The following is a 13,280-nucleotide window of genomic DNA, read 5'->3' as shown; positions in this document are numbered from 1 at the left end:
CATTTACAATAATTAATAAATCAGAAGACAATTCAAAATTTAAGATATCGGTTAATATTGAGCCTTTGTCTTCTGTAACTTCATCATTTAAATCGAAACTTAACGTAAAACTGATAAGTGAGCGCACAAGTGTAGTTCAGCTTTCAATTGTAGATCCCGTTAAAACCAGGGCCGAAGACTTTTTAAATAAAGTTATAGAAAACTATAATAAAGATGCGGTAGAAGATAAAAGCCAGGTTTTTAAAAACACAGCAGAGTTTATAGATGCAAGGCTTAAAATAATATCTGCTGAACTTGGTGACGTAGAAAAAAAGGGCGAACAATATAAAATACAAAACAAGGTTACAGATATTACATCTGAAGGCGGTCTGTTTCTTGAAAACGCATCAGAGTTTCAAAAAGCGCTTATAGAAACCGAAACACAGTTGAGTGTGGTGGAATCTTTAATCAGCTATGTTAAAAGTTCTTCCAATACCGACCTTATACCTACCAATGTATTGTCTTCTACAGCAGTAGATCCAAGCCTTACACCTTCATTAATTGCTGAGTACAACACTTTGGTATTAAAGCGCAACCGATGGTCTAACGCCGGGGCAACTGATGAAAATGATAGGTTGCAGAAAGTTGATGCACAATTAGAATCTTTAAAGGAGAATGTTCTTGCCAACCTTGGACGCTTAAAAAGTACGCTTCTTATCAAAAGAAGGGATTTATCCGCACAACAAAACAGGCTTGATTCGAAAATTGCTGAAATTCCTACTCAGGAAAGGGAATATAAATCTATAGCACGACAGCAAAATTTAAAAGAAGCCCTGTTTGTATATTTATTACAAAAAAGAGAAGAAACGGCTATTGCTCTCGCCTCTACAGCGCCTAACGCCAAAATTATAGATCCTGCGCTTGCCTCTAATATCCCGGTTTCGCCAAGAAGGAATATAATACTTATGGCAGCATTTTTAATAGGCCTCATGCTGCCTTTCGGTATTATTTACATAAAAGACCTGCTTGATACCAAGATACATACAGCTAATGATTTAAGGCATTTAACTATTCCTTACCTTGGAGATGTATCCAGCACAGATAACAGCAGCGAACTGATAAGCCTTAACAGCAGGTCTAATACTGCTGAATCATTAAGGATTGTAAGGACAAACCTTGAATTTATACTTGGGCAGTTGCCGCAGGGCATTGCAAAAACAATTTTTATTACCTCTACAATACCAAAAGAAGGTAAAACCTTTATATCAGTAAACCTTGCTGCAACAATAGCACTGTCGGGTAAAAAAGTTATTCTTTTAGGTATGGATATCCGTAACCCAAAGCTGGATGAATATCTTGATTTACCGGCTAAAGGTTTAAGTAACTACCTTTCGACTAACGATACTACTCTTGATAACTATATTGTAAGTGTACCGGGTCTTGAAAATTTTGATGTACTGCCTCCTGGAATTATACCGCCTAACCCGGCCGAACTTTTAATGAGCGATAAGGTAGGCGAAATGTTTGCCGAGCTTAAAAAAGAATACGAATATGTAATTGTAGATACCGCACCTGTAAGCCTTGTAACCGATACTGTTGTAATTGCTAAATATGCAGACTCTGTTGTTTATGTGGCAAGGGCTAACCACCTTGAAAAACAGATGTTGGTAATACCTGAAACACTATACAGAGAAAAGAAACTGCCTAACATGGCTATTGTACTAAACGATACTGATCATAAAAAAGGCTACGGTTATGGGTATGGTTACGGCTATGGGTATGGTTACGGATACGGTTATGGCCCGGAAATTAAGAAGAGAAGCTTTTTTGATAAGCTATTCGGGCGTAATAAGAATTAACTCTTAGTTATACTCACCACAATACAATAATTCCTTCTTTATATAGTAAAGAAGGAATTATTTTTTAATGCCTGCTCAAGATTGCCATATTGTTTAAGCAATATCGGATTCTCAAATGACTTTGCATGACGTTCGTGGTGAACATCAGATCCACAGAAGTCTATCATGTCCTCTTCAATAAGCTTTTTTGCAATATCAAGTACGGGTTTGCCGTAGTAACCCGTAACCGATAGCAGGTTTATCTGGAAAAGGCATCCGGCTTTTTTAAGTTTTTTGTATTCATCTGTATTTTGCAGGTAAAACAAATACCTTTCCGGGTGTGCCAGTACAGGCTTATAGCCTGCCACCTGCAAATCAAAAAGAACCTCATATAGCTTTAGCGGGGCGTTCAGGTAAGACATTTCTACCAAAACATAATTATCTTTAAGTGTCAGCAGTTGCTCTTCCTTAAATAGCTTTGCAAAAGTATCATCAATAATATATTCGGCTGCAGTTTTAAACGGTACTTCGGCATCTTTAAAAATGGATTTTGTACTTACCTCTTTGGTAAGTATATCTTCTTTTGTATTGTTCCATACCCCTGTCAGTACGTGTGGGGTAGTTATGAACTGGCCAAATCCGTAGCTTTTTAATATAGTAATCAGGCTTGTAGTGTCTTCATCATCTTTGGCACCATCATCTATGCCCGGCAGCAGGTGCGAATGTATATCTACATATCCATCGGGAATGATATCGCAAAGCCTTGGTTTAGGTTTCTTAAAAAAAAGCATTTGTTGTTAGTTTATACAAATATAGTTAAATGCTTTTAGTGCTTGGGCTTATACGCAAAGTACGCAATAGTATTGTGGTATTAAGCGCAAGCAGCGGTAACACGATTAACAGGTGTGGCTTATTAAGCATAAACAGTATATAAACGACAAAGCAGGCAAGCAGTATATAACAAAGAGTTTTTACTGCTTTTGTTTTACCTGCAAAGGTTAGTATAACCAATAATAAGAACAGCGGATTAATGAGTAATGCATTATAATTCTGTGAAATTTCATCATGAAAAGAATAAAATCCTACCGTGCAAAAGAACAAGCCTATCAATCCTGTAATTGCCATATAGCTTAATCGTATAACTTTATATCGTGTTAGCCACATTAATAGTAAAATTGCAAGTGCATAGCTGTAAAAACTATTCCAGAAGGTAAATGACTTCACCTTTGGCTGTGCCGCATTTACAAGCTCTGCCTGCGCAGCAAGTGGTTTACCATTAATATTGGTGTTCGAGATGCCTTCTAACAGTTCCTGAGGCAGGAAAAGCTTATCGCTTATCTTGTCTGTTTTATATCCGAAAATAAGATTGATGCCAAGATTTTCGTAAAAGTGGTTACCAAGGTAACTGTAAATGATTTCCCTGTTGGTTTTACCTTTATCAGATGTTTCATCTGATATTGTTCCTTCTATATTAGCGGCAATAATATCGGCAACCATAGTTGTACAGTTACGGTCTATAAACTTATAGGTATAAAACCTGCGGTCAGACAGTAAAATGTTATTTAGCTCATTCGCTACATTTTGCTTTTGTTGCTGGGTTAGCAGTAACTCCTGCTCCTGTACCGAACGGCCGTAATATTCGTATTCCTGTAAAAACTCTCTGTAAGATGTTACCGATACAAAATAGTGTAAGTCGCCCTTTACAAACTTCAGGTAAAAATTAGGAGTGCTGAAATCGAAAGTGCCGAAATTATATACAATATCTAATCCACGGCCATAATCGGCAATACGAATTGCCGTATGCCCGAATGTGGAGTATAGTTCTTCTCCGGGGCCACAGGTAAGCAGTGTAACTTTTGCCTGCTCTGTAAGTTCAAGCTGGGCCTTTGCTGTAAAAGGTAAAAAACAAATGGTGAGTAGTAACAGTGCAAATAAGGTGCTTCGCATTGGTTTAGGTTTTTACCGTATAAAGGTACCTAAATCTACCTTAAGTGAAAAAATATTTGAATAAAGTGCAGCGCTTTGGTCGCCAATATCTGTAAGGGCATAATCTACTGCAATACCTTTATACTTAAACCCAAGACCGATGTTGGGCTGAAAGCTCAGTTTTTCAGAATTATCTATCTGGGTTATATTCTGGAAATTACCTACACCTGCACGAAGATAAACAAGGTCTATATACCCAAACTCAAAACCCACTGCCGGGTCTATACTTACAATCTCAGAAGATATAATATCATTGGTCTGTGCAAACTGCATATTAAGGTTTGCAGCAGCAAGTATGCTGTAATCATACCTGATTATAAATTTCTTTGCAAAGCCAAGCTGTGCTTTAGGCAATGTAATTTCAGATGTTTCAGGCAGTTCCTGGTTTTCGCCGGGTATAGCACCGGCTATGGTTTCATATTCTTCTTCATCAATATTCCATACATTGTAGGTAGTGGTAATATCGCGTAGCATAAGGCCAATCATCCAGTCGTTCTTCGTTTGGTATTGCAGCCCAATATCAAAACCAAACCCCCATGAGTCGGCAAACTTGCCTATAACCCTTCGGATAACCTTGGCATTAATACCATAGTTTAGCCCATCCAAAGGTAAAGAACGTGCGTAGGATATCGTAAAGCCATAATCAGCGGTAGAGAAAAGGCTGATGCGGTTGTAGTCGATGTTACCTTCATCGTCTATAAGCTGGGTGGTATTCAGGATGTCATCAACACCAAAGCGGATAACAGAGAATCCAAAAGCCGAACGGTCGTCTATAGGCATGGCATAGCCTGCATAGTCATACTGTGCTATGTTGGCAAAGTAGCTGGCATGCATTAGCGCTACCTGCTTGTCTTTTACCTTTAGCAGCCCTGCCGGATTCCAATAACCTGAGTTAACATCGGCGCTGTGTGCAGTAACGGCATTGCTCATGCCGAGTGCCGCCGCATCTACGCCTATGTTCATAAACTCGTTGGAGTATTTCCTTACAGACTGTCCGTAAGTAATTACGGGTAAAAGAAATGATAAAAAAATTAAAAACCTGTTCAATGCTGTTAATTTGTGCAAATATGACATAAAATTCTCAATTACTAAACTCCATTTCAATTAACTTATTGTGTTAACTTTGTGCTTATAAAAAATTACATGCTATGCCTTTAAGGAAACACGTTCCGAACATTATTACTTTACTTAATTTAACTGCCGGGCTTGTTGCCCTTGTTTATGCTTTTGACACTAACCTGCAAATGGCATTTATATGGGTATGCATCGGTATTTTTTTAGATTTCTGGGATGGTTTCTTTGCACGTATCTTAAATGCACAAAGCAAAATCGGGTTACAGCTCGACTCGTTAGCCGATATGGTTACCAGTGGTGTGGTACCGGGTGTGGTGATGTATAAAATGCTGGAGAATATATATGAACTTAGCGAAACCTATGCTCCTGACAATTTTTATATGAACCTGCTGCCATACATTGGTTTTATAATAACAATAGGCTCATGCTACAGGCTTGCTAAATTTAATGTTGACACACGCCAGACCGAGTCTTTCATCGGTTTGCCGACTCCTGCAAATGCATTGCTTATAATAAGCCTCCCGGTTATTTTAAATCATTCCGACGGTACCGGGTTTGTTTTCGATATACTTTCTAACCCCTATGTACTGGTAGGCATAAGCCTGCTTAGCGCGTTTTTGTTAAATGCTGAAATTCCGCTTTTTTCGCTTAAGGTTAAGTACTTTAACTGGGAAACAAATAAGATACAGATTTTCTTTTTAGTACTTTCGGTGCTATTGCTTTTCTTTTTCCAGTATCTGGGCATACCACTAATTATATTGTCATACGTTATACTGTCAGTATTCAATAACAAACTTTCAGAAAAAAAGGCAGTGTAGCATGAAGCGCCCTGCGCCTAAAAAAGTAACAGTAGTAAAGAAAAAGCCTGTGGCCAAGCGCAGGTCTGCCCGCAAAAGCAAACAGCCTCATTCCTGGCAAAAAGCAAAGCGTTGGGTTATTCTCGTTTTTATTGCTGTACTACTTGTTGTTGCCTACAAATACCATAACGGGCTATTGTATTACCTTGGTTTTAAAACCGATAAAAATATAGATGCGCTTACCAAAGAAGAGCGCAAGCTTGCCGACCTGCGTATTTATGAAATTGTAGGTCGAAATAAGGATAAAGTGTTTGGTATTGATGTATCGCACTACCAAGGACGCATTAACTGGGAAGAATTACAAAAGGCAGAAGAAGAATTTCCACTACATTTTATATTTATGCGCGCCACAGCCGGTAAAAACGGTAAAGATACCCGCTTTACCCACAACTGGAAAAAAGCGGGGGAGAACGGCTACATTCGCGGCGCATACCATTACTACAGGCCAGACGAGAACTCGCTTGTGCAGGCAGAGCATTTTATAAAAACCGTTAAACTGGCTAAAGGCGACCTGCCACCTGTGCTTGATATAGAAAAGATACCTAACCGGCAAAGTATGGACAGCCTGAAAGTTGGATTGCAACGCTGGCTGGGCAGGGTAGAGGCACATTATGGCATACAGCCGATACTGTATAGTGGTGAGAGCTTTTACACAGATTTTCTTAAGAAAGAATTTTCCGGTTACAGGGTCTGGATAGCCAATTACAGTTTTTTTGAGGAAGATATAAAAAAGGAATGGCTGTTTTGGCAATTTACAGACCAGGCACAAATAAAGGGTATTGAGGGCAATGTAGATGTAAATATTTACAACGGCAGCCTGGAGAGCCTCCTTACTCACGTTAAAAAGTAAATCAGCAGTTGCCTTTGTTCTTGATGATATCGGCCAGCAGCTTTTTCGCCCTTAGCAGTTTTACCTTGATGTTATTTAGCGGCTCATTAAGCTGGTTAGCAATTTCCTGATAGCTTTGCTCCTGAAAGTAGCGTAGCTGTATTACTTCCTGATACTGCGGCTTTAGCTTTTTAATACACTCCAGCAGCCTGGAAAGGTTTTGTTCCTGTATCAACTCATCCTCAGCAGATGCCGACTCGTCAGCAATATTATAGGCGCGCCTGTCATCGTCCTCACTTATATCTACAAATAGCGAAGAGCGCTTTTTGCGCAACATATCTATATGCACATTTTTAGCAATAGCTATAAGCCAGGTGTTAAAGGCATACTCGGGGTTATAGGTACTTATCCGGTCAAAAGCCTTCGAAAAAGTTTCTATAACAATATCCTCGGTATCGGTTTCATTCTGGGTGCGTTTCAGCATAAAACCATAAACCTCATTCCAGAAAAAATCAAGGAGAAATGTAAAAGCCACCTGGTCGCCTGTTTTGGCTTTGGCTATATTTTGCTGTATAAGCGCTGAATTTATTTCCAATGTACCGGTTTTGAAAACATATTGGTGAAGAAAACATTTACCCTTGTGAAGATAAGGATAATTTCTATAACCGGAAACCAGTACACCACATCTTTTTCTTTCAGTTTAGCAGCACTGTAGCCAAAGGCAATCCAACTGCACAGGTAGCGCAATGCTATAACAGGCACTACAAACATCCAGTTATACTGAAGTGCAAGCAGCGCAATAAACAGTATAAAAAACATGACCTGGCTGATGCTGAACAACTTTAGCTGAAATTTATCTGAAGCCCTGAAAAACGATGCGGTATATTCCTGCCTGCGTTTTTGGTAAAACCAGGCTTTGTAATTTTTTTTAGGTTCGCAATAGGTAAAGCTGTCAGGTGTAAAACAAACGGTTGTGTTATGCTTGCGTGCTGCCTGGTTTATAAAAAGGGCATCTTCACCAGTGCGGATATTCATATGGTCTATAAAACCGTTCACTTTAAAAAATTCTTCCTTTTTATAGGCAAGGTTGCGGCCTTCGCCGGTATAGGGCCTGCCCAGTTTAGCCCATGCAAAATACTGTGTTGCGGTAAGCACGGCATCAAAACGGATAATTTTATTAAGGAATGAGCCTTTAATTTTTTCATAAGCCCCGTAGCCCAATACTATAGTTTTTTTAAGTGTAAAATGCGAACTCATTTGCGCAATCCAGTCTGCAGAAGCAGGATAGCAGTCACCATCAGTAAACAATAAATATTCTTTAGATGCAGCCTTAATGCCTAATGTGAGCGCGTATTTTTTATTCCCCCAAAAAGCTTCGTTGTTTTCTACCTTAACCAGCCTTATGTTAGGATACTGTTTTTCAAACTCCTCAAAGACATCCAGTGTCTCGTCAGATGAAGCGTCGTCTATAAGTACAAGCTCAAAGTCAGGATAATTTTGTGTTGCCAGTAGCGGAACAAACTGCCTTGCTTTCTCTGCTTCGTTCTTAGCACAGTAAATTACCGAAACGGGAATTTTTTTAGGATTGGATTCTTTGGGTTTGGAAAAGGCGAACTTTCCGAATATACCCAGATAGTAAACCAGTTGCAGTACGGTTATACCCACAAACACATAGAAAGTAATGTCAAGCATAAAAGGTGATGGCTGTTTTCTACAGCCGCAAAATTAGTTAAAAGTAACAAAGCGGTAAGCTTTCAGCTTTTAGTTTTTTATAAAAAATTTGATTTATCAACTAAAGCTGAAAGTTATATGATATTTACTTCGGCTTCTATTTGTATGCCAAACTTTTCAAGAACGGTTTCCTGTATTTTTTTAGATAGGTCCAGTAGCTCGCGGCCGGTAGCATTGCCATAATTAACAATTACCAATGCTTGTTTGGTATGTACGCCTGCATCGCCAAAGCGTTTGCCTTTAAAGCCGCTTTGCTCTATAAGCCAGCCGGCAGGTACTTTTACTTCGGTTTCTGATACTACATAATATGGCATTAACGGATGTTGTGCCTGTATTTTTTCAAACAAAGCTTTAGGCACAATAGGGTTTTTGAAAAAGCTACCGCTGTTGCCCAGTTCTTTAGGATCGGGCAGTTTACTCTGCCTTATAGCTATTACGGCATCGCTTACGTCTTTAATGGTGGGTACAATTATACCTTTATCAATTAATTTGTCGGTAATATCCCCATAAGCAGTATTTATTTTATGGTCTCTTTCAGTAAGCCTGAAGGTTACAGAAGTAATTATGTATTTGCCTTTCAGCCTGCCTTTAAAAATACTTTCCCTGTAGGCGAATTCACACTCCTCTTTTGTAAAAGTCTTTATTTCCTGAGTGGCTATATCCATTGCCTCGCAAGACACGAAAGTATCTTTTATCTCTGTGCCATAGGCGCCAATGTTCTGTATTGGGGTTGTGCCCACATTACCGGGAATGAGTGACAGGTTTTCCAGCCCGCCCAGATTGTTCTCTATACAAAACAGAACAAACTCATGCCAGTTTTCGCCTGCCATTGCTTTAACATGCGCATAACCATTTTGTTGTTCGGTAATTTGTTTTCCCTTTATATTGATATGTATAACAAGCGCATCTACATCCTGCGTAAGCAGCATATTGCTGCCGCCACCCAGTATAAAAAGTTTTCTGCCTTTGTTTTCCGCCAGAACAGTTGCAAGCTCTTCTGTAGTTTTTACCGATATAAATTCTTTTGCATGGGCAGCAATGCCAAATGTATTATAGTCTTTTAAATTAAAATTGGTGCTGATTTGCATGATCTGTAATTTGAGCGCAAAAGTAAGCTATTTATTCGGTGGTAAGTCCACGGTTTATAAACTCCACCAAAGGTTTTAACACCAAAAGCTTTTTAGAAGTTTCTGCCACAAAATTATCGCTTTCCAGTTCTTTATCTGTAATTTTTGCTGTTGCAGTAAAGCTTTTCAGCTTAAGAAATTCTATTGCCGGATGGTCTTTAGGGTAATCTTTAGGTGCGGTTTTTAGTGTATTGTTTTCGTCACGGTCAAAACCTGCATATATCTTTTTAAAGTTTTTATCTTCAACTATTTCTTCAAGGTCTTCATAAAATCCGGCTATTTCACGGCGTGTTTTTTTCAGTTCGTCGGCCTGGGGGCAATAAAGCCCTCCTGCAATAAAGCTTGCTCCTTTTTCTATGTGGACATAATAGCCAGCCATGTTATTGTGTTTGCTGCCTGCCGAAAACCACATGCCCATGTTGGTTTTATAAGGCGACTTGTCTTTACTGAAGCGTATATCGCGGTTAATGCGGAAAGTACAGCTCTTAAATTCAAGTTGTTGTAATGACGGATCGCCTTTACTGATTTCAGCTATAAAAGCCTCCGTAATGTTTTTATAGGCTTTTTTATATTCATTATAGCGTTTTTGGTTGGCCTGAAACCACTCGCGGTTATTGTTATCTTTTAGATCGGTAATAAAATCAAGGACTTCAGTTGGTATTGCCATATTATTTTCTGTTTACAGGATTAAGGGAGGTGTGCAGTACACCAATGATAATTATCGAGTCTTCTTTTATGTAATAATGAATAAGGTAAGGAAAAATTGACACTGCGGTAGTGCGGACATCCTTGTAGCGAGTAACTGCCGCATCAGGATTTTTACTTATAAAAGAAACTTCTTCCTTTATTGCCTTTAGAAATCTTTTACCGAGTCCTTTTTGCCTGTTCTCATACCATTCAGCAGAAGCTTTTAATTCAGCTTTAGCTTCTTTAGTAATTATAATTTTCAAAATTACAGACCTTTGTCAAGTTCATCAATTGTTGCTTCAAAATCCAGCAGGTCTGTTTTGCCGTCGGCAATACCCTCAAGGCGCCTGTCTATTTCCTGTTTATGCCAGTCGGGTATTTCTGTTATTTCACTTTCAATACCTTTAAATTTCTTTTTAAATGAGAGCCATTCTTTAATAGGGATAAAAACACCTGTTGTTTCTCCTTTACTATCTAATATGTACTGAAGGTTCATGATGATAAGTTTTTACGAATTTAATTAAAAAACACATCTGCTACAAGTTAAATATCCTGTAGCTCTGGTGGGTAGCTTTCACTATGTTTTCTGTACGCTCGGGGTGCGTGTCAGATATAAAGATTTGCCCGAAGGTTTTATTGTTTATCATCTGCACAATTTTTTCTACCCGGGTTTCATCCAGTTTGTCAAAAATATCATCAAAAAGTAATATCGGCAGTACGCCGCTTTGCTTTTTTATAAACTCAAACTGTGCCAGTTTAAGTGCTATAAGAAAAGATTTCTGCTGCCCCTGCGAACCAAACTTTTTTATAGGATGCTCTTCAATCTCAAAAGAAAGATCGTCTTTGTGTATGCCAATACTTGTATATTGCAGCACCCTGTCGCGTTGCAGGTTTTCATCCAGCAGGTCAGAAAGCGGCTTTTCATAAAGCTGGCTGTCATACTTTAATGTTACGGTCTCCTCAGAGCCTGTTATATTATGGTGATGGCTGTTGAAAATGGGTATAAAATCCTGTAAAAACTGCTTTCGCTTTTCAAAAACAGCGTGGCCTAACGCTGCCATCTGCTCATTATAAATGCCAAGTGTGTCTTTGTCAAAAGTGTGGTTCAGGGCAAAATACTTTAAAAGCGCGTTGCGCTGCGATACTACCTTTTGGTAATTGATTAGTTGTTGCAGATAAGCCGCATCAAGCTGCGATATAACGCTGTCTATAAACTTGCGGCGGGTTTCGCTGCCTTCCGTAATAAGGTCGTTATCGCTGGGCGATATCATTACAAGCGGAATAAAGCCTATATGTTCACTGAACTTTTCATAAGGCTTCCCGTTGCGCTTCAGTACCTTTTTCTGGCCGCGTTTCAGGCTGCAAACAATATTTTCGTTGCGCTCTTCTTTTTCAAAAACACCGTCTATTACAAAAAAGTCTTCGGTATGTTTTATATTCTGTAATGCAAGCGGGTTAAAATAGCTTTTGCCGTAGGCAAGGTGGTACACCGCATCGAGCACATTCGTTTTGCCTACCCCGTTTTTGCCCACAAAACAGTTTATTTTGGCATCAAACTCATAATCTGCCTCGGCAATGTTCTTATAATTGAGAAGTGATAATTTCTTTAAGTACATTATGAAATGGCTTCTGATTGTGAGAACCTTGTATAAATTGGCGGTAATTAATAAGGAAGCCGCAAATTATCGAAAAATATCGACAAAAAGATATTTTATTATTGAATAAAAATTTTATTTTTGCGGCTCACAAAATTATAATAAATGGCTACTTATAACAAAAGAGGATATAAAGCTCCTAAACCGGAAGAGGTAAAAGAAGTTGAACCTGTTGAGCAAACTTTTGACGATAACAGTACTACTGCTGAGGTTTTTGAAAGTTTAGACCAGGGCGCTTCAAAAACGGAGGAGTGGGTTGAGAAAAACCAGAAAATAATCTTTTCAATAATTGGTGCCATTGCCCTTGTTACAATAGGATACCTGCTTTACAATAAGTTTGTTGTAACACCTAAAGAAGAAGAAGCTGCCAATGAAATGTTTCAGGCACAGCAATATTTTACACAGGCTGTAGATGCACAAACAGCTAATGACTCTTTGTACAACCTGTCGCTTAACGGCGGAGAGGGGAAACTGGGCTTTCTTGGTATTATAGATAATTACTCCGGTACTGATGCTGCCAACATAGCACATTATTTTGCAGGTATGGCTTACCTTAATACAGGTAAATATAAAGAGGCAGTTGCACAGCTTGACGAGTTTTCTACAGAAGACGAAGTGCTTAAAGCAATGGCTTTTGGCGCTAAAGGTGATGCTTTTGTACAGGTAAACCAAACAGAAGATGCGCTTGAGTATTATGTAAAGGCTGCAGATGCAAGCAAGAACGACCTTACAAGGCCACGTTTCCTTTTCAAGGCGGGACAGGCAGCTTTAACGCTTAACAAAAAACAAGACGCACTTAAATATTTCCAGGAAATAAAAGACAGCTACACAGCATCGCCCGAAGCTACTTCTATAGACGGTTATATTGCAATGAGCGAATAAGCATATGGCTACAGCAAATAAGAATTTATCAGAATATGATAAGAACACAATCCCAAACGCGAAAGGTTTTCGGTTTGGGATTGTTGTTTCAGGGTGGAACACTAATGTAACAACCGGCCTTTACAATGGCGCTGTTGAGGCCCTTTTAGATCTTGGTGCAAATGAAGCCGATATTACCCGTTGGGATGTACCCGGCAGCTTTGAGCTGATATACGGCTGCAAGCGCATGATACAAACCCAAAAAGTAGATGCTGTTATAGCTATTGGCAGTGTTATACAGGGCGAAACCAAGCATTTTGATTTTGTATGCGAGGCTGTGTCGCAGGGGATAAAAGACCTGAATGTGCAGACAGATATACCTGTTATTTTTTGTGTACTTACTGATAATAACCTGCAACAGGCAATAGACAGGAGCGGTGGAACGCACGGTAACAAAGGAACCGAAGCCGCTGTGGCAGCGGTTATAATGGCTAACCTGAAAAGAGAAACAGAATAGTCGCAAAAAGTAACTAATAATATAAGCCTTCCTTTAACGGGAAGGTTTTTGTTTTTTAAAAAAGCTGTTAAAGTTTAACTGTGTTGCAGGATAATTCTTGCTGCTGCGGCTAAAATTGCTATTTTTATCTTGCTATAGT

The 13,280-nt window shown here is 39.0% G+C and carries 15 protein-coding genes; 5 read left to right on the top strand and 10 right to left on the bottom strand.

The genetic code is table 11. The features are described 5' to 3' along the window. Positions 1 to 1,838: polysaccharide biosynthesis tyrosine autokinase (locus tag Q0K96_RS06445; RefSeq protein ID WP_297333184.1), on the top strand; the 1,838-nt coding region annotated here is incomplete at its 5' end. Positions 1,839 to 1,876: 38 nt separating this feature from the next. Here Q0K96_RS06445 and Q0K96_RS06440 read toward each other — a convergent pair. Genes Q0K96_RS06440 through Q0K96_RS06430 form a run of 3 tightly spaced genes read right to left on the bottom strand, consistent with a single transcriptional unit; the run spans position 1,877 to position 4,766 of the window. Beyond that, complete coding sequence (locus Q0K96_RS06440) at positions 1,877 to 2,608, bottom strand: CpsB/CapC family capsule biosynthesis tyrosine phosphatase (protein ID WP_297333183.1); 732 nt, start codon at positions 2,606 to 2,608, stop codon at positions 1,877 to 1,879. Positions 2,609 to 2,633: 25 nt separating this feature from the next. Beyond that, positions 2,634 to 3,764, bottom strand: coding sequence for a DUF4105 domain-containing protein (locus tag Q0K96_RS06435; RefSeq protein WP_297333182.1), 1,131 nt, complete (start codon positions 3,762 to 3,764; stop codon positions 2,634 to 2,636). Between the two features lie 12 nt (positions 3,765 to 3,776). After that, a complete protein-coding gene (locus tag Q0K96_RS06430) occupies positions 3,777 to 4,766 on the bottom strand; it encodes a PorV/PorQ family protein (RefSeq protein WP_297333186.1) in 990 nt (329 codons plus the stop codon). 185 nt (positions 4,767 to 4,951) lie between these two features. Here Q0K96_RS06430 and Q0K96_RS06425 point away from each other — a divergent pair, with 185 nt between their 5' ends. Beyond that, complete coding sequence (locus Q0K96_RS06425) at positions 4,952 to 5,695, top strand: CDP-alcohol phosphatidyltransferase family protein (protein ID WP_297333181.1); 744 nt, start codon at positions 4,952 to 4,954, stop codon at positions 5,693 to 5,695. A 1-nt stretch (position 5,696) separates the two neighbouring features. Continuing rightward, on the top strand, positions 5,697 to 6,584 hold the full coding sequence (locus Q0K96_RS06420) for a glycoside hydrolase family 25 protein (RefSeq protein ID WP_297333180.1): 888 nt from the start codon (positions 5,697 to 5,699) through the stop codon (positions 6,582 to 6,584). Position 6,585: 1 nt separating this feature from the next. Here the strand turns inward: Q0K96_RS06420 and Q0K96_RS06415 are convergent, their stop codons facing one another. The 7 genes from Q0K96_RS06415 to Q0K96_RS06385 all read right to left on the bottom strand — a co-directional run bounded on the left by Q0K96_RS06415 (position 6,586) and on the right by Q0K96_RS06385 (position 11,724). Further along, positions 6,586 to 7,158, bottom strand: a complete 573-nt coding sequence (locus tag Q0K96_RS06415; RefSeq protein ID WP_223053088.1) for a sigma-70 family RNA polymerase sigma factor — start codon at positions 7,156 to 7,158, stop codon at positions 6,586 to 6,588. Beyond that, positions 7,149 to 8,255, bottom strand: a complete 1,107-nt coding sequence (locus tag Q0K96_RS06410; RefSeq protein WP_297333179.1) for a glycosyltransferase — start codon at positions 8,253 to 8,255, stop codon at positions 7,149 to 7,151. Before Q0K96_RS06410 ends, Q0K96_RS06415 begins: the two co-directional genes overlap by 10 nt. A gap of 113 nt (positions 8,256 to 8,368) precedes the next feature. Then, positions 8,369 to 9,382: a UDP-N-acetylmuramate dehydrogenase gene (murB, locus tag Q0K96_RS06405; protein WP_297333178.1), complete on the bottom strand. Its 1,014-nt coding sequence runs from the start codon at positions 9,380 to 9,382 to the stop codon at positions 8,369 to 8,371. Positions 9,383 to 9,413: 31 nt separating this feature from the next. Then, the gene (locus Q0K96_RS06400) at positions 9,414 to 10,088 is read right to left on the bottom strand and encodes a DUF2461 domain-containing protein (RefSeq protein WP_297333177.1); all 675 of its coding nucleotides are present in this window, start codon (positions 10,086 to 10,088) and stop codon (positions 9,414 to 9,416) included. 1 nt (position 10,089) lies between these two features. After that, on the bottom strand, positions 10,090 to 10,371 hold the full coding sequence (locus tag Q0K96_RS06395) for a type II toxin-antitoxin system RelE/ParE family toxin (RefSeq protein WP_297333176.1): 282 nt from the start codon (positions 10,369 to 10,371) through the stop codon (positions 10,090 to 10,092). Positions 10,372 to 10,373: 2 nt separating this feature from the next. Further along, a complete protein-coding gene (locus tag Q0K96_RS06390; RefSeq protein ID WP_297333175.1) occupies positions 10,374 to 10,604 on the bottom strand; it encodes an addiction module protein in 231 nt (76 codons plus the stop codon). A 40-nt stretch (positions 10,605 to 10,644) separates the two neighbouring features. Continuing rightward, positions 10,645 to 11,724, bottom strand: a complete 1,080-nt coding sequence (locus Q0K96_RS06385) for a DNA replication/repair protein RecF (RefSeq protein WP_297333174.1) — start codon at positions 11,722 to 11,724, stop codon at positions 10,645 to 10,647. Positions 11,725 to 11,868: 144 nt separating this feature from the next. On the opposite strand from Q0K96_RS06385, the gene Q0K96_RS06380 reads away from it, so the two are divergent. Further along, on the top strand, positions 11,869 to 12,645 hold the full coding sequence (locus Q0K96_RS06380; protein ID WP_297333173.1) for a tetratricopeptide repeat protein: 777 nt from the start codon (positions 11,869 to 11,871) through the stop codon (positions 12,643 to 12,645). Between the two features lie 4 nt (positions 12,646 to 12,649). Beyond that, on the top strand, positions 12,650 to 13,141 hold the full coding sequence (ribH, locus tag Q0K96_RS06375) for a 6,7-dimethyl-8-ribityllumazine synthase (protein WP_297333172.1): 492 nt from the start codon (positions 12,650 to 12,652) through the stop codon (positions 13,139 to 13,141). The last annotated feature ends 139 nt before the right edge of the window (positions 13,142 to 13,280 follow it).

Source organism: Flavobacterium sp., assembly GCF_024305175.1.
Lineage (GTDB): Bacteria > Bacteroidota > Bacteroidia > Flavobacteriales > Flavobacteriaceae > Flavobacterium.
The sequence above is the reverse complement of the archived record's forward strand: the minus strand, read 5'-3'. Positions and strand labels throughout refer to the sequence as shown.